This window comes from Streptomyces sp. NPDC051180, from assembly GCF_040689545.1.
Taxonomy (GTDB): domain Bacteria; phylum Actinomycetota; class Actinomycetes; order Streptomycetales; family Streptomycetaceae; genus Streptomyces.
This window is the reverse complement of the sequence record NZ_JBFBBC010000019.1, coordinates 1-17,951: the sequence shown is the minus strand read 5'-3', so window position 1 is coordinate 17,951 and position 17,951 is coordinate 1. Positions and strand designations below refer to the sequence as shown.

The 17,951-nt window shown below is 72.0% G+C and carries 15 protein-coding genes; 6 read left to right on the top strand and 9 right to left on the bottom strand.

Annotated features, from left to right (window positions below; all coding sequences use genetic code 11):
* Nucleotides 1-136 precede the first annotated feature (136 nt).
* On the bottom strand, nt 137-1,162 hold the full coding sequence (locus AB0424_RS27220) for an ATP-dependent 6-phosphofructokinase (RefSeq protein ID WP_366309192.1): 1,026 nt from the start codon (nt 1,160-1,162) through the stop codon (nt 137-139).
* Nucleotides 1,163-1,463: 301 nt separating this feature from the next.
* Here AB0424_RS27220 and pta point away from each other — a divergent pair, with 301 nt between their 5' ends.
* From pta to pyk, 3 genes are all read left to right on the top strand, one after another.
* Nucleotides 1,464-3,557 carry a phosphate acetyltransferase gene (gene pta / locus AB0424_RS27215; protein WP_366309191.1) on the top strand — a complete coding sequence of 698 codons (2,094 nt, stop codon included), beginning with the start codon at nt 1,464-1,466 and terminating at the stop codon, nt 3,555-3,557.
* A complete protein-coding gene (locus tag AB0424_RS27210; protein WP_366309190.1) occupies nt 3,554-4,840 on the top strand; it encodes an acetate kinase in 1,287 nt (428 codons plus the stop codon). Before pta ends, AB0424_RS27210 begins: the two co-directional genes overlap by 4 nt.
* 82 nt (nt 4,841-4,922) lie before the next feature.
* Nucleotides 4,923-6,353, top strand: a complete 1,431-nt coding sequence (pyk, locus tag AB0424_RS27205) for a pyruvate kinase (RefSeq protein ID WP_366309189.1) — start codon at nt 4,923-4,925, stop codon at nt 6,351-6,353.
* A 67-nt stretch (nt 6,354-6,420) separates the two neighbouring features.
* On the opposite strand, the gene AB0424_RS27200 is transcribed toward pyk, so the two are convergent.
* The 4 genes from AB0424_RS27200 to AB0424_RS27185 form a co-directional block, all read right to left on the bottom strand.
* The gene (locus AB0424_RS27200; RefSeq protein WP_366309188.1) at nt 6,421-7,692 is read right to left on the bottom strand and encodes a hypothetical protein; all 1,272 of its coding nucleotides are present in this window, start codon (nt 7,690-7,692) and stop codon (nt 6,421-6,423) included.
* Nucleotides 7,682-8,275 carry a DUF6114 domain-containing protein gene (locus tag AB0424_RS27195; protein WP_366309187.1) on the bottom strand — a complete coding sequence of 198 codons (594 nt, stop codon included), beginning with the start codon at nt 8,273-8,275 and terminating at the stop codon, nt 7,682-7,684. The genes AB0424_RS27200 and AB0424_RS27195 overlap by 11 nt, the downstream gene beginning before the upstream one ends.
* A 121-nt stretch (nt 8,276-8,396) precedes the next feature.
* Complete coding sequence (locus tag AB0424_RS27190) at nt 8,397-9,062, bottom strand: DUF6230 family protein (RefSeq protein ID WP_366309186.1); 666 nt, start codon at nt 9,060-9,062, stop codon at nt 8,397-8,399.
* Nucleotides 9,063-9,665: 603 nt separating this feature from the next.
* Nucleotides 9,666-10,631: a tetratricopeptide repeat protein gene (locus tag AB0424_RS27185; protein ID WP_366309185.1), complete on the bottom strand. Its 966-nt coding sequence runs from the start codon at nt 10,629-10,631 to the stop codon at nt 9,666-9,668.
* Between the two features lie 298 nt (nt 10,632-10,929).
* On the opposite strand from AB0424_RS27185, the gene AB0424_RS27180 reads away from it, so the two are divergent.
* Nucleotides 10,930-11,562: a TetR/AcrR family transcriptional regulator gene (locus AB0424_RS27180; RefSeq protein ID WP_366309184.1), complete on the top strand. Its 633-nt coding sequence runs from the start codon at nt 10,930-10,932 to the stop codon at nt 11,560-11,562.
* Nucleotides 11,563-11,637: 75 nt separating this feature from the next.
* On the opposite strand, the gene AB0424_RS27175 is transcribed toward AB0424_RS27180, so the two are convergent.
* From AB0424_RS27175 to AB0424_RS27160, 4 genes are all read right to left on the bottom strand, one after another.
* Nucleotides 11,638-13,338, bottom strand: a complete 1,701-nt coding sequence (locus tag AB0424_RS27175; protein WP_366309183.1) for a methylmalonyl-CoA mutase family protein — start codon at nt 13,336-13,338, stop codon at nt 11,638-11,640.
* A gap of 71 nt (nt 13,339-13,409) precedes the next feature.
* Nucleotides 13,410-13,742 (bottom strand): DUF3817 domain-containing protein, encoded by a 333-nt coding sequence (locus AB0424_RS27170; protein ID WP_366309182.1) that lies wholly within the window; start codon nt 13,740-13,742, stop codon nt 13,410-13,412.
* Between the two features lie 44 nt (nt 13,743-13,786).
* Nucleotides 13,787-14,296, bottom strand: a complete 510-nt coding sequence (locus AB0424_RS27165; RefSeq protein WP_366309181.1) for a MarR family transcriptional regulator — start codon at nt 14,294-14,296, stop codon at nt 13,787-13,789.
* Between the two features lie 9 nt (nt 14,297-14,305).
* Entirely contained in the window at nt 14,306-15,688 is a 1,383-nt protein-coding gene (locus AB0424_RS27160; RefSeq protein WP_366309180.1) for an MFS transporter, read from the bottom strand.
* Between the two features lie 70 nt (nt 15,689-15,758).
* Here AB0424_RS27160 and AB0424_RS27155 point away from each other — a divergent pair, with 70 nt between their 5' ends.
* Together AB0424_RS27155 and AB0424_RS27150 are read left to right on the top strand one after the other, a co-directional pair.
* Nucleotides 15,759-16,751, top strand: a complete 993-nt coding sequence (locus AB0424_RS27155) for a DUF5937 family protein (RefSeq protein WP_366309179.1) — start codon at nt 15,759-15,761, stop codon at nt 16,749-16,751.
* Nucleotides 16,752-16,827: 76 nt separating this feature from the next.
* Nucleotides 16,828-17,841, top strand: a complete 1,014-nt coding sequence (locus AB0424_RS27150) for a glycoside hydrolase family 6 protein (protein WP_366309178.1) — start codon at nt 16,828-16,830, stop codon at nt 17,839-17,841.
* The last annotated feature ends 110 nt before the right edge of the window (nt 17,842-17,951 follow it).

Here is a 17,951-nt window from a genome sequence, read left to right as displayed (position 1 = left end):
TGGCCCCGACCGCCCACGGGGGGACGGTCGGGGCCACTCGCCGCTGCCGGGGGTCCCGGCGCCGGGACGGGACAGGTCGGGACGGAGGTCCCGGCCGGCGGGACGGAGGTCCCGCGGGCGGTGGGGTGGGGGCGGTCTAGAAGACCGACTCGGCCTCGCGCATGCGGTCCTCGGGGACGGTCTTGAGCCGGGTCACGGCCTCGGCGAGCGGCACCATCTCGACGTTCGTGCCGCGCAGCGCCGTCATGCGGCCGAAGTCGCCGCGGTGCGCGGCCTCGACCGCGTGCCAGCCGAAGCGGGTGGCGAGCACCCGGTCGTACGCGGTCGGCGTGCCGCCGCGCTGGACGTGGCCGAGGATGACGGGGCGGGCCTCCTTGCCGAGGCGGCGCTCCAGCTCGACGGCGAGCTGGTTGCCGATGCCCTGGAAGCGTTCGTGACCGAACTGGTCGATCTCGCCCTTCGCGTAGTCCATCGAGCCCTCGGCCGGGTGCGCGCCCTCGGCGACGCAGATGACGGCGAACTTCTTGCCGCGGGCGAAGCGCTCCTCGACCATCTTCACCAGGTCGTCGACCTGGAAGGGGCGCTCGGGCAGGCAGATGCCGTGGGCGCCGCCGGCCATGCCGGACTCCAGCGCGATCCAGCCGGCGTGGCGGCCCATCACCTCGACGACCATCACGCGCTGGTGGGACTCGGCGGTGGTCTTGAGGCGGTCCATCGCCTCGGTGGCGACGCCGACGGCGGTGTCGAAGCCGAAGGTGCGGTCCGTGGACGAGATGTCGTTGTCGATCGTCTTGGGGACGCCGACGACCGGCATGCCGGCGTCGGAGAGCATCCGGGCGGCGGTCAGGGTGCCCTCGCCGCCGATCGGGATGAGGACGTCGATGCCGTACTGCCGGGCCAGGTCGGGGGCGGACTCGGCGGCCTCGCGGAGCCGGTTCCGCTCCAGCCGGGCCGAGCCGAGGATGGTGCCGCCGCGGGCCAGGATGCCGCTCACGGCGTTGAGGTCGAGGGGCCTGAAGTGGCCGTCGAGGAGGCCCTTGAAGCCGTCCTCGAAGCCGATGACCTCGTCGTCGTGGCCGGTCAGCGCCCGGTGCACGACCGACCGGATCACTGCGTTCAGGCCGGGACAGTCGCCGCCTGCGGTGAGAACTCCGATGCGCATCGTGCTGTGTCTCCTGCTCGGTCGCGGTCGGTGGGGAGCAGCGCAATTCTCACACGACGGGCCTGCGGGCCGCGCTCGTCGCCGCTCCGCGCGTTCCCCGGGGCGACCCCGCGGAGGCCCTTCGTCCCATGGTCAGGGCCCTTCGCCCGGCGGGCGACCTAACCAGCCACGGAGGTATTGTCAAGGGGGTAATGCCGCCCTATCGGGGCTTTCTGAGCACTGTCGATTGACGCACGGGCCGTGAAGGTGCCGCGAGGGTACCGCTCGGCCCCTTCCGCAGGACTGGACAGGAGACCACGGCGTGACGCGCAGCGTGTACGTGACCGGGATCGACCGCGGTGACGGCCGCCAGGTCGTCGAGCTGGGAGTCATGGAGCTCCTCACCCGCCAGGTGGACCGGGTGGGGGTGTTCCGGCCGCTGGTGCACGACGGACCGGACCGGCTCTTCGACCTGCTGCGCGCCCGCTACCGGCTGACGCAGGACCCCTCGACGGTCTACGGCATGGACTACCACGAGGCGTCGGCGCTCCAGGCCGAGCGGGGCACCGACGAGCTGGTGTCCCAGCTGGTCGACCGCTTCCACGCGGTGGCCCGCGAGTACGAGGTCGTCCTGGTCCTCGGCACCGACTTCGCCGCCACCCAGCTCCCCGACGAGCTCGCGCTCAACGCCCGCCTGGCCAACGAGTTCGGTGCCTCCGTCATCCCCGTGGTCGGCGGCAAGGGCCAGCCCGCGGAGTCCGTCCGGGCCGAGGCGCGCAACGCCTACCGGGCGTACGAGGTCCTCGGCTGCGACGTGCTCGCGATGGTCGTCAACCGGGTGTCCGGCGAGGACCGCGAGGTCATCGCCGAGCGGCTCGCCGCCCGGCTCCCCGTGCCCTGCTACGTCCTGCCGGACGAGCCGGCGCTCGCCGCGCCCACGGTCGCCCAGATCGCCCACGCGCTCGGCGCCTCCGTCGTCCTGGGCGACGACGCGGGCCTGGCACGCGACGCCCTGGACTTCGTCTTCGGCGGCGCCATGCTGCCGAACTTCCTCAACGCGCTGACGCCGGGCTGTCTCGTCGTCACCCCCGGCGACCGGGCCGACCTGGTCGTCGGCGCGCTGGCCGCGCACTCGGCCGGCACCCCGCCGATCGCCGGGGTGCTGCTCACCCTCGACGAGCGGCCCAGCGCGGAGATCCTGACCCTCGCGGCCCGCCTGGCGCCCGGCACCCCGGTCCTCTCCGTGCCCGGCAACAGCTTCCCGACCGCCACCGAACTCTTCTCCCTCGAAGGCAAGCTGAACGCGGCGACCCCCCGCAAGGCGGAGACCGCCCTCGGCCTCTTCGAGCGGCACGTGGACACCGCCGACCTCCTGAGCCGGGTCTCCGTGGCCCGCAGCGGCCGGGTGACCCCGATGATGTTCGAGCACGAGCTGCTGGAGCAGGCGCGGGCCGACCGCCGCCGGGTGGTCCTCCCCGAGGGCACCGAGGAGCGGGTGCTGCGCGCCGCGGACGTCCTCATCCGCCGGGACGTGTGCGACCTGACCCTGCTCGGCGACGTGGAGACCATCCGCAAGAAGGCCGCGGACCTCAGCGTGGACCTGCGCGCGACCCAGCTGATCGACCCGCAGACCTCGGAGCTGCGGGACTCCTTCGCCGAGAAGTACGCGGCGCTGCGGGCCCACAAGGGCGTCACCGTCGAGCTCGCGTACGACGTGGTCTCGGACGTGAACTACTTCGGCACCCTGATGGTCCAGGAGGGCCTGGCCGACGGCATGGTCTCCGGTTCGGTGCACTCGACGGCCGCGACGATCCGCCCGGCCTTCGAGATCATCAAGACGAAGCCGGACGCGTCGATCGTCTCGTCGGTGTTCTTCATGTGCCTCGCCGACAAGGTGCTCGTGTACGGCGACTGCGCGGTCAACCCCGACCCGAACGCCGAGCAGCTCGCGGACATCGCGGCCCAGTCCGCGGCCACCGCGGCCCGCTTCGGCGTGGACCCGCGGATCGCGATGCTCTCGTACTCCACCGGCACCTCGGGCTCGGGCGCCGACGTCGACAAGGTGCGGGAGGCGACGAAGCTGGTCCGCCAGGCCCGCCCGGAGCTGCGGATCGAGGGCCCGATCCAGTACGACGCCGCCGTCGAGCCGTCCGTGGCGGCGACGAAGCTGCCGGACTCGGAGGTGGCGGGGCAGGCGACGGTCCTGATCTTCCCGGACCTCAACACCGGCAACAACACCTACAAGGCCGTGCAGCGCTCGGCCGGCGCCGTGGCCGTCGGCCCGGTGCTCCAGGGTCTGCGCAAGCCCGTGAACGACCTCTCGCGGGGCGCGCTCGTCAGCGACATCGTCAACACGGTCGCCATCACGGCGATCCAGTCCCAGGTCCCCTCCCAGGGTCAGGAGCTCCCCGCATGACCGCCCACCCGACTCCCGGCGCCGCCCCGTCCGACGAGCCGCGCCCGGCCTCCCCCGCGTCCCCCTCCCGCGTCCTGGTCCTCAACTCCGGCTCCTCGTCGCTGAAGTACCAGCTCCTCGACATGCGCGACGACAGCCGGCTCGCCCAGGGACTCGTCGAGCGGATCGGCGAGGAGACCTCCCGGCTCGTGCACACCCCGCTCCAGGGCGGTGGGAGCGAGCGGCGGGAGACGACCGGTCCGATCACCGACCACGCGGCCGCGCTGAAGGCGGTCGCCGAGGAGCTGGCGGCGGACGGGCTGGGCCTCGACTCCCCCGAGCTGGCGGCGATCGGCCACCGCGTGGTCCACGGCGGGCTGCGGTTCACCGAGCCGACGGTCATCGACGACGAGGTGCTCGCGGAGATCGAGCGGCTCGTGCCGGTGGCGCCGCTGCACAACCCGGCGAACCTCGTCGGCATCCGCACGGCCATGGCGCTCCGGCCCGACCTTCCGCAGGTCGCGGTCTTCGACACCGCGTTCCACACGACGATGCCGGAGGCGGCTGCCCGGTACGCGATCGACGTGGAGACCGCCGACGCGCACCGGATCCGCCGGTACGGCTTCCACGGCACCTCGCACGCGTACGTGTCGCGGGAGACGGCGCGGCTGCTCGGCAGGGAGCCGGAGGAGGTGAACGTGATCGTGCTGCACCTGGGCAACGGCGCCTCCGCCTCGGCGGTGGCGGGCGGCCGGTGCGTGGACACCTCGATGGGCCTGACGCCGCTGGAGGGCCTGGTCATGGGCACCCGCTCGGGCGACATCGACCCGGCGGTCACCTTCCACCTGAAGCGGGTGGCGGGCATGTCGGCGGACGAGATCGACGTCCTGCTGAACAAGAAGTCGGGCCTGGTGGGGCTCTGCGGCGACAACGACATGCGGGAGATCCGCCGCCGGATCGACGAGGGCGACGCTCGGGCCGCGCTCGCCTTCGACATCTACGTCCACCGTCTGAAGAAGTACATCGGCGCCTACTACGCGGTGCTCGGCCGGGTGGACGCGGTGGTGTTCACGGCGGGCGTCGGCGAGAACGCGGCGCCGGTGCGGGAGGCCGCGATCGCGGGTCTGGAGGAGCTCGGGCTCGCGGTCGACTCGGACCTGAACGCGGTGCGGTCGGACGAGGCGCGGATCATCTCGCCGAACTACGCGCGGGTGGCCGTCGCGGTGGTGCCGACGGACGAGGAGCTGGAGATCGCGCGCCAGAGCCACGCGCTCGTTCAGCGCGCCAGGAGCTCGAACGAGTGAACGCCTGAGCGGCCCCGCGCCCATTTGTACTTTCCGCCAGCCGGAATATTCCGCAGTGAAACAAACCGATAGGATCCGCCTCATGCGCCGTTCCAAAATCGTCTGCACGCTGGGCCCCGCCGTCGACTCGTATGAGCAGCTGAAGGCTCTCATCGAGGCCGGCATGAACGTGGCCCGATTCAACTTCAGCCACGGATCCCAGGCAGAGCACCAGGAGCGGTACGACCGCGTCCGGCAGGTCTCCGCGGACACCGGGCGCGCCGTCGGCGTCCTCGCCGACCTCCAGGGCCCCAAGATCCGCCTCGAGACCTTCGCCGAGGGACCGGTCGAGCTGGTGCGCGGTGACGAGTTCACCATCACCACCGACGACGTCCCCGGTGACAAGTCGATCTGCGGCACCACCTACAAGGGCCTCCCGGGCGACGTCTCCAAGGGCGACCAGGTACTGATCAACGACGGCAACGTCGAGCTGCGGGTCGTCGAGGTCGACGGCCCCCGCGTCAAGACCATCGTCGTCGAGGGTGGTGTCATCTCCGACCACAAGGGCATCAACCTGCCCGGCGCGGCCGTCAACGTGCCCGCGCTGTCGGAGAAGGACGTCGACGACCTGCGCTTCGCCCTCCGGATGGGCTGCGACATGGTCGCCCTCTCCTTCGTCCGCGACGCGAACGACGTCAAGGACGTCCACAAGGTGATGGACGAGGAGGGCCGCCGGGTCCCCGTCATCGCCAAGGTGGAGAAGCCGCAGGCCGTCGAGAACATGGAGGCCGTCGTCGCGGCCTTCGACGCGGTCATGGTGGCCCGTGGCGACCTCGCCGTCGAGTACCCCCTGGAGCGGGTCCCGATGGTGCAGAAGCGCCTGGTGGAGATGTGCCGCCGCAACGCCAAGCCGGTCATCGTCGCGACCCAGATGATGGAGTCGATGATCACCAACTCGCGTCCGACCCGCGCCGAGGCGAGCGACGTCGCCAACGCGATCCTGGACGGCGCGGACGCGGTCATGCTGTCGGCCGAGTCCTCGGTCGGCGCGTACCCGATCGAGACCGTGAAGACGATGTCGAAGATCGTCGCCGCGGCCGAGGAGGAGCTGCTCTCCAAGGGCCTCCAGCCCCTGGTCCCGGGCAAGAAGCCGCGCACCCAGGGCGGCTCCGTCGCCCGCGCGGCCTGCGAGATCGCGGACTTCCTGGACGGCAAGGCGCTGGTCGCCTTCACCCAGTCCGGCGACACCGCCCGCCGCCTCTCGCGCTACCGCACGCAGCAGCAGATCCTCGCCTTCACCACCGACGAGGGCACCCGCAACCAGCTCACCCTGAGCTGGGGCGTCGAGTCCTTCCTCGTCCCCTTCGTGGACAACACCGACGCGATGGTCGACCTCGTCGACGCCGAGCTCCTCAAGCTCCAGCGCTACAACGCCGGCGACACCATGATCATCACCGCCGGTTCGCCCCCCGGCGTCCCCGGCACCACCAACATGGTCCGCGTCCACCACCTCGGCGGCACCGAGACCGCCTGACCTCACCCGGACACGACGGTGGGCCGCACCCCGGAGAGGGGTGCGGCCCACCGTCGTCGTGCGTGGGTCAGTTGGGCTCGATGGTGTTGCGGAGACCCGGGACCTTGAGGGTGCCGCCGAACTGGCCCGCCTGCTTCAGCTTGACGTTGGTGAAGAAGGCGAACGGAACGTCGAGCGGGGGCGGGGACTCGGGGCCGAAGGTGATCGGGATGAGGCCGAAGAGGTTGCCCTTCAGCTCCTCGGTGTACATGGTCACCGTGCCGTTGCGGATGGTCGACGTCGAGCCCTTGTCGGAGCGGACGTGACCGGTTCGGCCCTCGGAGTGCTCGGTGAGCTGGTGGAGGTCCTTGATGTCGACGGAGCTTGCCGTGAACTTCAGGACCTTCTTGATCTTGCCGCTGCCGGTCTTGACCTCGACGATGCCGTGGTACTTGAGGCCGTTCAGCGTGAGCAGCGAGCTCTCCAGTCGCCAGGGCTCGTCCGGCAGGAGGGCGATGCCCTGCTCCAGGTCGGCGTCCGCGAGGGCCTGCGCGTCGAGCTCGGGGCAGGGGAACCGCGGCTTGGCGCCGTCGGGTATGGACTCGTCCTTGGTGACATCGAGGCCCTTGGCGCTCTCGGGGAGCTCCTCGGTCTCGGCGCCCGCCTGCTCGGCGGCCTTCTCGATCGCCGTCTTCGTCTTCTCGGCCGCCGGGTCCGCGGCGGTCTCGGGCTTGGCGGTCGCGGTCGGCTCGTCGGCGGTGGCCGGCTTCTGGGCCGGGGCCTGCGTCTGCTGCGGCGCGGCCGTGGTGGGCGCCGCCGTGGTGGGCGTGGCCGTCGGCTGCTTGTCCGGGCCGTCGAAGAGGTCCTTGAGCGCGTCGCCGAGACCCAGCGGGTCGAGCGGGTTCGTGGACTTCGTCGGCGTCGGGGTCGCCGTGGGCGTCGGGGTCGCGGTCGGCGCGGGGGAGGTCTTCGCCCGCTCCTGCGTCCGCTGCGTGGTCGCCTGCCCGGTCTCCGTCGCGGTCGGCGTCGGCGTCGCGGTGGCGGTCGGTGTGGCGGTGGCCGAGGGGGTGTCCGTCGGCTTCGCGGTCTGCGTCGGCTTCGGCTTCGCCGTCTCCGTCGCCTCCGGCGTGGGCTCGTCGGAGCGCGTCACGCAGGGGCCGGGTGCGAAGGGGATGTCCTTCTCGTCCGCGAGGGCGAGCTTGGGCGTGAGGCCCATGCCCACGAACACCGCGGTCGGCATGGCGGCCAGCGCCATCGCCTTGCCCGCGGGGCCCTGGATCCTGTTCAGCAGCGACTTGCGCGGGGCCGCGTGCCGCGGGCCCTCCTTCGCGAGCGCAGACTGATTCTCGTCACCCCGCACTGTTCCTCCCGCCCTTGGCGTCGATCGTCGTGTCGGTCAGCTGGTGCTCCGCCCCGCGCTGCTCCGGGACGCCGGCCGCGGGAACGGCCTCGGTCCCGGTCTCGTGCTCGGACAGGGGCTCCGCACCGGCCTCGTGGGATTCCTCGGGGTGACCGTCGTGCTGTGCGTCGGCGTCGTCGGTCTCCTCGACCGGGGGCGCGGGGGCCCAGGCGGCGGACATGCCGCCTCCGATGAGGGCGAGCAGGAACCCGATGACCAGGCCACCGAAGTTCGACACCGGGATGGAGACGAGCGCCAGCACGATCGAGGCGATGCCCGCGAACACCCGGACGACGGGCTGGAACCACATCGTCAGACCGAGCGTGATGAGCAGGACGCCGATGATCAGTGCACCGGCTCCGGCGGTCGTCTGCATGGCGAGCGTGACGTTGCCGAGCCGCATGTCCCCGTACGGGAGGTAGGCGATCGGTACGCCGCCGATCATGGTGAGCAGTCCCGCCCAGAAGGGCCGGGTCTGCCGCCAGACCTTGAACCGGTTGTCCTTGTGCGGGACTTCGCGGGAGGCGGGGATCTCGGCGCTCATGGAACAGCTCCCTGGAAGCGGTGTTGCTGAGAAAGAAGATGGAGAGGTCGAACCTGGCGGGTGGGACCGCGGGCGGCGGCCCCACCCCCTAGTGCCGATCGGTCCGGAGGGACCGGTCTTCCTAGTAGCACTCCTGCGAGGTACCGCGGTGCAGGGAGAGGTGCAGGTCCGGGAGCTTGAAGGTGCCGGCCGTGGTGGCCCACGCCTTCTGCTCGACGTTGTTCAGGGTCGCCTGCTCGGCGCGCTGGCCGAAGCCGTACGGGTTCGCCTTGGTGTTGGGCTGGATGCCCGGCTTGCCCGGAGCCTTCGGGAGCGCACCGGCCGCGACGCCGATGTCGATGTTGGTGAACTCGGCGTCGGCCTTGAGCTCGGAGACATCGAGGTAGATGCCCTTCGCGTAGACCTTGTCCTCGGCCTTGCCGGTCTTGGCGGCCTCGGTGCCGGCCTCCAGGCGGAGGGTCACGTCGCCGACGAAGGGGATCTTCGGCGTGACGACCGACTGGCACATGTTGGTGATCCACGCCTCGGAGAAGCCGGACACCGCCACCGGGGCGGCGAAGTCCTTGCCCTCGAGGTCCTTGCCGGCGTCGACGCTGCCGTACTGGACGAAGTCCGTACCGACGAGGCTGTTCGCCTTAACCTTGAATTCCTGGCCGGAGATGCTGAAGGACGCGGCGAGCGCGCCCTGGGCCAGGCCGACACCGATCGCGGCCGTCGCGGCCACACTCGGGACCATGACGACGGCGAACCGCTTCCATCTGGTCCCGCCACGAACCTGGGACTTCATGAGAATTCCTCCTTCTCGGACGTACATCTCCGGAAGGGCCCTGGGCCCGTCCTGGGATGGGAGAAGAGCTACGTCCTCGGGAAGGAGAGCGCCGAGGCGTCAAACGGCGCGTTGCGCGTCCGAATCACCGGCGATCACCCCCGAGCGACAACCATGGGCCACGCTTTTCGCGTGACCTGATTGGACAGGCCCCACTCGGTGAGAGCGGGAACCCCCCTGTCCACGACCGGTGCCGGGGCACCGGTCCGCCCGGTGGGGACCTTCGCCGCTTCCCCGGTTGGTTTGCCGGGGTGGTGCGGTTCGGACCGAGCGTCGCCGATCGTGGTCCATTCCGGGCCCCCGCACAAGGGGGTTCGTTACTGGCTAGTAACGGGTGGATAACCGGGCGATGGCGGGGTGGGGCCGAACAAGCACTCAGGGTGCGGTCGCGTGACCGCCGATATGGGCAGATCGCCGCATGAATCCGGACAGAATCACGGACTTGATTTACTACAAGTAACAGCGGCCGCGATTACCAAGTTTTGGTAAAGCGCGGCCGCTGTCTGTCGTTCTGTCGCCAAATCGTCCGACGATCCGGCGCCCTGCGTGGGGTGCGGAAAGGGCTCAGAACAGCACGCGGGCGAGGGCCTGGCGGCCCGCCGTCACGCGCGGGTCGTCGGCGCCGATCACCTCGAACAGCTCCAGGAGCCGCACCCGCGCGGCGTCCCGGTCCTCACCGGCCGTGCGGCGCACGGTCTCCACCAGGCGCCCGAAGGCGTCCTGCACGTGACCGCCCACCAGGTCCAGGTCGGCGGCGGCGATCTGCGCGGCCACGTCGGCCGGGTTGTCCGCGGCGTTCTTGCGGACGACGCCCGGGTCGAGGTCCTGCACCCGCTGCAGGAGGTCCGCCTGGGCGAGGCCGAGCTTGGCCTCGGGGTGCGCCGGGTCGTCGGCCAGCACGTTCTTGTACGCCTGGACGGCGCCGGCCAGGTCACCGGCGTCGAGCGCGGTGAGCGCCGCTTCGAGCAGCGCGTCGTACGGGCCGGCCGGGCGCGCGGCGGGGGCCGAGTCGTCGGCGTCCGGGTCCACCACGATGCCGGTGAGGCCGAAGCGCTCCTCGCCGATCTGGATCAGCTGGTCGAGGGTCTCGCGGATCTGCGCCTCGGGCACCGCGCCCTGGAAGAGCGGCAGCGCCTGACCGGCGACCACCGCGAAAACGGCCGGAATTCCCTGGATGCCGAACTGCTGCATCAGCATCTGGTTGGCGTCGACGTCGATCTTCGCGAGCAGGAAGCGGCCGTCGTACTCGACGGCGAGCCGCTCCAGGAGGGGGCCGAGCTGCTTGCACGGCTCGCACCACTCGGCCCAGAAGTCGAGGACGACCGGAACCTCGGCCGAGCGCTGGAGCACATCGCGCTCGAAGCCGGCCTCGTCGACGTCGATCACCAGGGCGGAGGGCGAGACGGCGGCGGACCCACCCTGCCGGGCGGCTTCGGCGCGCACCTGCTCCGCCTTGGCCTTGGCCTCACCGGCCGCCTTCACCGCGGCGAGGTCGACGACGCCGCTCATGGACATGTTTCGGGGCTGCATGAGTACATCCTCCCCCTTCCGCGCGCGTAACCGGTAAGCCATGGCTGAACCGTGCCGTCCGCAGGTCTCCCGCCGGTGTGCGAGACGCGTGGACGACACGGTTCCTCGTGTTCGGTCGCGCCGGGTCCCCACCCGGCGCCGTGGTTGTCGCTCAGGCCGCTCATTGCCTTTCGCTACAGGTCGTAGCGTAACTGTCCGGGGCGAGACGGCGGGAGGGCCGGGGCGCGATCCGCACGGTGAACTGCCTCACATCGCACGCCTCTGGCGCGATACCTACCGGCGGGTATGGTCGGTTTCCATGTGTAGCCGCACCAACCCCCGCGTCAGGCGGACCGGACGCCCCCGCTCCCCCGAGGCCGACACGGCCATCCTGGAGGCGACCCGGGCCGCTCTGGTCGAGCTGGGCTGGTCCAAGCTCACGATGGGTGACGTCGCCGGCCGTGCCGGGGTAGCGAAGACGACCCTGTACCGCCGCTGGGCGAACAAGAACGAGCTCGTGGTGGACGCCGTCGCCGTCCTCTTCGACGAACTCGAACTGCCCGACCTGGGTTCCCTCCAGGCCGACATCGAGCACGTCGTCCTCCAGTTCGCGGCGCTCCTCGAACGCCCCGAGACCAAGACGGCCCTGATGGCCGTGGTCGCCGAGTCCACCCGCGACGAACCGCTGCGCGAACGCATCCGCGCCTCGATCGTCGACCGGCAGAAGCGACTGGTCCTGGCCGGCCGCATGCGGGCGCAGCAGCGCGGCGAACTCCCGGCGGGCCGCGACCCGGTGGCCACGGACGCCACCGACGACCTGATCTTCGACGTGATCGCGGGCGCGGTCGTCCACCGCGCCCTGGTCAGCGCCGAGCCCGTCGACGAGGCGTGGGTGGCCCGCCTCTCCGCCCTCCTCGTGGGCGGCCTGGGCGCGGTGGCGGCCGCCGGCTGAGACGAGCACGCGGCAGGGGCGGTACGGGAGTTCCCGTACCGCCCCTGCCGCGTCGAAGGCGCCCCGCCGGACGACCTAGAAGCCCGGGGGCTCCGTGTAGACGCCCCACTCGTCGCGCAGGACGTTGCAGATCTCGCCGAGGGTGGCCTCGGCGCGCACGGCCTCCAGCATGGGGACGATCATGTTCGAGCCGTCCCGGGCCGCCGCCAGCATCGCGTCGAGGGAGGCGCGGACCTTGGCGTCGTCGCGGCGCTCCTTGCGCTCGCCGAGGACCCGGACCTGCTCCCACTCGACCTCGTGGCTGACGCGCAGGATCTCCAGGTCGCCGGTGACCGAGCCGTGGTGCACGTTGACGCCGACGACCCGCTTGTCGCCCTTCTCCAGGGACCGCTGGTACTGGAAGGCGGACTCGGCGATCTCTCCGGTGAACCAGCCGTCCTCGATGCCGCGCAGGATGCCGGAGGTGATCGGGCCGATCGGGTGCTGCCCGTCCGGGTGGGCGCGGCGGCCGCGCTCCCTGATCTGGTCGAAGATCTTCTCGGCGTCGGCCTCGATGCGGTCGGTGAGCTGCTCGACGTACCAGGAGCCGCCCAGCGGGTCGGCCACGTTGGCGACGCCGGTCTCCTCCATCAGCACCTGCTGGGTGCGGAGCGCGATCTCGGCGGCCTGGGCGCTGGGCAGCGCGAGGGTCTCGTCGAGGGCGTTGGTGTGGAGGGAGTTGGTGCCGCCGAGGACGGCGGAGAGGGCCTCGACCGCGGTCCGCACGACGTTGTTGTACGGCTGCTGGGCAGTGAGGGAGACACCGGCGGTCTGGGTGTGGAAGCGGAGCCACTGCGCCTTGTCGGTCTTGGCGCCGTAGACCTCCTTCATCCAGCGGGCCCAGATGCGGCGGGCGGCGCGGAACTTGGCGATCTCCTCGAAGAAGTCGAGGTGGGCGTCGAAGAAGAAGGAGAGGCCGGGCGCGAAGACGTCCACGTCCAGGCCGCGGCTCAGTCCCAGCTCGACGTAGCCGAAGCCGTCGGCGAGCGTGTACGCGAGCTCCTGCGCGGCCGTCGCCCCGGCCTCGCGGATGTGGTAGCCGGAGACGGAGAGCGGCTTGTACGCGGGGATGCCCTGCGCGCAGTGCTCCATCAGGTCGCCGATGAGGCGCAGATGGGGCTCGGGCTCGAAGAGCCACTCCTTCTGCGCGATGTACTCCTTGAAGATGTCCGTCTGGAGCGTGCCGTTGAGCACGGCCGGGTCGACGCCCTGGCGCTCGGCGGCGACCAGGTACATGCAGAAGACGGGCACGGCGGGGCCCGAGATCGTCATCGAGGTGGTGACGTCGCCCAGCGGGATGTCCTTGAAGAGGACCTCCATGTCGGCGGCGGAGTCGATGGCGACACCGCAGTGGCCGACCTCGCCGAGGGAGCGGGGGTCGTCGGAGTCGCGGCCCATGAGCGTGGGCATGTCGAAGGCGACCGAGAGGCCGCCGCCGCCGGCCTCCAGGATCATCTTGTACCGCTCGTTGGTCTGCTCGGCGTTGCCGAAGCCGGCGAACTGGCGGATGGTCCAGGTCCGACCCCGGTAGCCGGTCGCGTGGAGTCCCCGGGTGAAGGGGTACTCACCGGGCCAGCCGATGCGCTCGAACCCCTCGTAGGTGTCGCCGGGGCGGGGCCCGTAGACGGGCTCCACGGCGTCACCGGAGAGCGTGGTGAAGTCGGCGTCCCGCTTGCGGGCCTTGTCGTAACGGGCCTGCCAGCGACGGCGGCCTTCCTCGATGGCGTCAGCGTCCATGCTTCGAATTTACTAGGACGTCCTAGTAAATGTCGACGGCAAACCTCCGCACATGCGTGCGGAGGTGGGGGTCAGACCTCGACCGGCTCCGGCCGCACGCCGCTGACCAGCGGAAGCGTCTCGCGGACGATCTTGCGCTCGACGAAGAAGGCGGCGAGGGGAATGGTCCCGGAGACCAGTACCCACAGCAGCTTCCCGAACGGCCACTTGGCCTTGGAGCCCAGGTCGAAGGCGAAGACCAGGTAGATGATGTAGAGGACGCCATGGGCCTGGGAGACCGCGAAGGTCACGTCCTCGCCCATGTCGAACCCGTACTTGAAGACCATGCACGTGCAGAGCACGAGGAGCATGACGGCGGTCACGTACGCCATGACGCGGTAGCGGGTCAGCACGCTGGATTTCATGCCGTCGAGCGTAACGGCACGTTCCGGGCGATCTTCGCGCGGGGCTACCTCTCCTCGAAGTCGTCCGCCGCGACCCGCAGCGGGCGCAGCATCGCGAAGATCTCGGCGCACTCCTCCGCGTCGTACGCGCCGAGACCGAACTCCATGTCCATCAGGTCGCGGGTCGCGGACTCGACGACCTCCCGGCCCTTGTCGGTGATGGAGGCGAGGGTGCCGCGGCCGTCGTTGGGGTTGGGCCGCTTGTCGACGAGGCCCGACCGCACGAGGCGGTCGACCGTGTTCGTCACCGAGGTGGGGTGGACCATCAGCCGCTCGCCGATCTTGGACATCGGCAGCTCGCCGGCCTTCGAGAAGGTGAGCAGCACCAGCGCCTCGTACCGCGCGAAGGTCAGCCCGTACGGCTTGACCACCGCGTCGACCTCCGCCAGGAGGATCTGGTGGGCGCGCATGATCGAGGTGATCGCGGCCATCGAGGGGACCGGGCCCCAGCGCTTCTGCCAGAGTTCGTCGGCTCGGGCGATGGGGTCGAAGGGGAGACTGAGCGGCTTCGGCACGCGTCGACCTTACCGACTGGTCATATGCCGGTCAGCCCCGTCTCGCCTTTCGGTCGCCCGCAGCTCGACGACGGCGGCGACGACGCAGAGCGTGCCGAGGACCCCGGCCCCCGCGACGACGGTGTGCACGGCCGCGAACTCGGCCGCGACCCCGGCCCCCGCCATGCCGACCCCCTGGACGGTCATCATGCCCGCGGTCATCAGGGTCATCGCCCTCCCCCGCTGCTCCTCGGGGACGGCGGCGACGAACCAGGCGTCGAGGCCGAGGGTGTACGCGCCGGTCGCGCCCGCCAGGAAGAGGGCGGTGGCGGCGACCGCGAGGCCGGGCGCGGGGGCGTAGAGGAGGTACGGCACGACGGCCGCGACCGCGAGCGGCAGGACGATCCGGGAGCGGGTCGCCGGGCTCAGGAACGAGCCGGCGAAGAGCTCGCCCGCGATGGTGCCGACGGGCAGCGCGCACATGAGGAGGCCGAGGGCCGCGGTGGAGACGCCGATCTCGTCGGCGTACGGGGCGGCGAGCGCCTCGGGCACGACCGCGAAGAGCGGGGGCACCCAGAAGAGCAGCATCAGGGCGCGCACCCGCCGGTTCCGCAGCACCTCCCAGGTGCCGGCGAGGCCGGTCCGGGACCCGCCGGCCGCCCTCGCCGGGCGGCGGACGGTGCCGAGTCGCAGCAGCAGCGCGGAGGCGAGGAAGGTGGCGGCGGTGACGGCGAGGGCGCCGCGCGGCGGTACGGCGGTGAGCAGCACGCCGCCGACGGCGAAGCCGGCCAGCAGGGCGCTCTGCGAGACGATCCGCAGCAGGGAGCGGCCCAGGACGAAGAGGTCGCCCTCGCCGAGGATGTCGGCGAGGGTCGCCATCCGGGTGCCGTTGAAGACCGGCGAGACGACGGCGATCGCGCAGCGCAGGACGAGCAGGACGGCGACGGGGGTCGCCGGGACCGTCATCGTGGCGACGCAGGCCGCGCAGAAGAGGTCGCAGACGACGAGGATCCGCCGGGGCGGCAGCCGGTCGGTGAGGCCGGCGAGGAGCGTGCCGCCGACGAGGTAGGGGAGGAACCCGAGCGCGAAGGTGAGGGAGGAGAGCAGCGGGGAGCGGGTCAGGTCGTAGACGAGGACGGTCAGCGCCAGCTCGCTGACGACGACGCCGAGCAGCGAGAACAGATGGGCCACGAAGACGAACCGGAACTCGCGGACGGCGAAGACCGCGCGGTAGCCGGGTCCGGCGGAGGAGCCGGGGGCCGGGACGGGGCCGGAGCCGGGGGCCGGGCCCGGGTCGGCGGAGGCGGTGGGGGCCGCGGCCGCCGCGTCGGCGGCCGCGCTCGGGGCGCCCGGCGCGGGGGCGTCGTCGTGCGAGGGCGCCGGCTCCGGCGTCCGGGTGTCGTTCGTGGGCATGGACGGAGCGTGCCGGGCGCGGGGACCGGACCCTAGACTTTCGGCCTGAGACGAATGTCCGGGAGGGGCCGTGCCGTACCACCTGCGCTTCGGGGAGGCCGATCCCCTGCGGATCCGGTTCGCGGTCTCGCCGCTGTGGGAGACGCACTCGGCCGTGCGGGTGCTGGCCCGGCCGCGGCAGCAGGGGTACCACCTGCCGTGGCTGCGGCGGATCGAGGGAGCCGCGCGGGAGCTCGACCTCGGGCCGCTCCAGCTGCTCATGCCCCGGCGCGGACACAGCCCGGACTTCCTGTATCCGCCGCCGATCAGGGCGGTCGCCTCGTTCGAGGAGGAGATCGCGGCCGTCCGGGAGACCGATCCGGCGCTCGCGCGGGACGACTTCGCGCGGGCGCTGGCCGAGACGCCGGGGGCGGCCGGGACGCCGGAGGGACGGCGGATGCTCGCCGACCCGGCCGGGGCGGTGGGGTGGCTCGCCGATCTCCTGGAGGACGCCTGGGAGGCGCTGATCGCCCCGGACTGGCCCCGCCTGCGGGCGCTCCTGGAGGCGGACGTGGCCTACCACTCGCGGCGGCTGGCCGAGGGCGGGCTCGAACGGCTGCTGGGCGAGCTGCACCCGTCCTTCGACTGGGCCGCCGAGTCGGCCACGCTGCGGGTGGCGTACTCCGGCGACCACGACCGGCCGCTGGACGGACAGGGGCTCGTGCTGCTGCCGTCGGTGTTCACCTGGCCGGACGTGGTGAGCGGCTTCGATCCGCCGTGGCAGCCGACGGTGGCGTATCCGGCGCGCGGGATCGGCGGGCTGTGGACCGAGCCCGCCGGGCGCACCTCGGAGGCGCTGGGGCGGCTGCTCGGGCCGGTCCGGGCGGACGTCCTGTGCGCGCTGACCGAGCCGATGGGGACCACGGCGCTCGCCCATCTGCTCGGCCGGGCCCCCTCCACGGTCTCCGCGCATCTGGCGGTGCTGCGGGACGCGGGGCTGCTGGCGTCGCGGCGGTACGGCCACCAGGTGCTGTACGAGCGGACGCCGCTGGGCATCGCGGTGTCGCAGCCCGGCACCGACTGAGCACCGTGCCACGATGACCCGGAATGTCGCGTAAAGCGTGGTTCCGCACCGTCTTGTACCAGACCCTGGGGGCCGGATGTCCCGCCGCACCGTCACCGCCGCCGCCCTGGTCCTCGTCGCCACGCTGCTCCTGACCGGCTGCGGCGAGGGCGAGCCGACGGAGGGGCCCGTGGGGCCGCCGTCCACGCGCGGCGGGGAGGCCCCCGCGCCGGGCTCGCCGTTCTGGGTGGACCCCGAGAGCGACGCGGCCCGGCAGGTGCGGCAGTACGAGGCGCAGGGCAGGACCGAGGACGCCCGGATCCTGAGGCGGATCGCGGAGCGACCGGTCGCGGACTGGCCCGCCGGCGACGATCCCGTGCCCGAGATCACCCGCACGGTCCGGGGCGCGTCCGCCGCGGACCGCACCGCCGTCTTCGTCGCGTACAACATCCCGCACCGCGACTGCGGGGCCTACTCGGCGGGCGGCGCGCACGACGGCCGGGCGTACCGGGAGTGGGTCGACGCGTTCGCCACGGCGATCGGCGACGCCTCGGCGGTCGTGGTCCTGGAGCCGGACGCGGTGCCGCACGTCGTGGACGGCTGCACCCCGTCGCAGTACCACGGCGAGCGCTACGAGCTGCTGGCCGGGGCGGTCGCGCGGCTCAAGCGGCAGCCGCGCACCCGGGTCTACCTGGACGCCGGCAACCCGGCGTGGATCGACGACCCGGGCAAGCTGGTCGAGCCGCTGCGCCGGGCGGGCGTCGCGCACGCGGACGGCTTCTCCCTGAACGTGTCCAACTTCCAGCGCGACGACGTGGTGAGGCACTTCGGCGCCACGCTGTCGGGGCTGCTCGGCGGCGCCCACTTCACGGTCGACACCAGCCGCAACGGCGACGGCCCCCTCCCGGGCGGCCGGGCCGACGCCTGGTGCAATCCGCCCGGCCGGGCCCTCGGCGTCCCGCCGACGGACCGCACCGGCGACCCGCTCGTCGACGCCTACCTCTGGATCAAGCGCCCCGGCGACTCGGACGGCCAGTGCCGGGGCGGCCCGGCCGCCGGGACCTGGTGGCCCGACTACGCCCTCGGCCTGGCCCGCCGGGCGAGGTCCTAGGGCCTGTCGTCACAGTCCCCTCGTTGCCCGAAGGGCGGCCCTGCGGCGTCTGGTGCGTGCTCTCGGTGTGCCGGGTGGAAGTGCTCGTACTGGGCGTACTCGCGCTTTCG

Coding starts and splice junctions, on each gene's coding strand:
- AB0424_RS27170 (WP_366309182.1), bottom strand. CDS start 13,742: ATGAAATCCAGCGTGCTGACCCGCTACCGCGTCATGGCGTACGTGACC.
- AB0424_RS27185 (WP_366309185.1), bottom strand. CDS start 10,631: ATGCAGCCCCGAAACATGTCCATGAGCGGCGTCGTCGACCTCGCCGCG.
- AB0424_RS27195 (WP_366309187.1), bottom strand. CDS start 8,275: ATGAGCGCCGAGATCCCCGCCTCCCGCGAAGTCCCGCACAAGGACAAC.
- AB0424_RS27160 (WP_366309180.1), bottom strand. CDS start 15,688: ATGCCCACGAACGACACCCGGACGCCGGAGCCGGCGCCCTCGCACGAC.
- AB0424_RS27180 (WP_366309184.1), top strand. CDS start 10,930: ATGTGTAGCCGCACCAACCCCCGCGTCAGGCGGACCGGACGCCCCCGC.
- AB0424_RS27190 (WP_366309186.1), bottom strand. CDS start 9,062: ATGAAGTCCCAGGTTCGTGGCGGGACCAGATGGAAGCGGTTCGCCGTC.
- AB0424_RS27220 (WP_366309192.1), bottom strand. CDS start 1,162: ATGCGCATCGGAGTTCTCACCGCAGGCGGCGACTGTCCCGGCCTGAAC.
- AB0424_RS27210 (WP_366309190.1), top strand. CDS start 3,554: ATGACCGCCCACCCGACTCCCGGCGCCGCCCCGTCCGACGAGCCGCGC.
- AB0424_RS27150 (WP_366309178.1), top strand. CDS start 16,828: ATGTCCCGCCGCACCGTCACCGCCGCCGCCCTGGTCCTCGTCGCCACG.
- pyk (WP_366309189.1), top strand. CDS start 4,923: ATGCGCCGTTCCAAAATCGTCTGCACGCTGGGCCCCGCCGTCGACTCG.
- AB0424_RS27175 (WP_366309183.1), bottom strand. CDS start 13,338: ATGGACGCTGACGCCATCGAGGAAGGCCGCCGTCGCTGGCAGGCCCGT.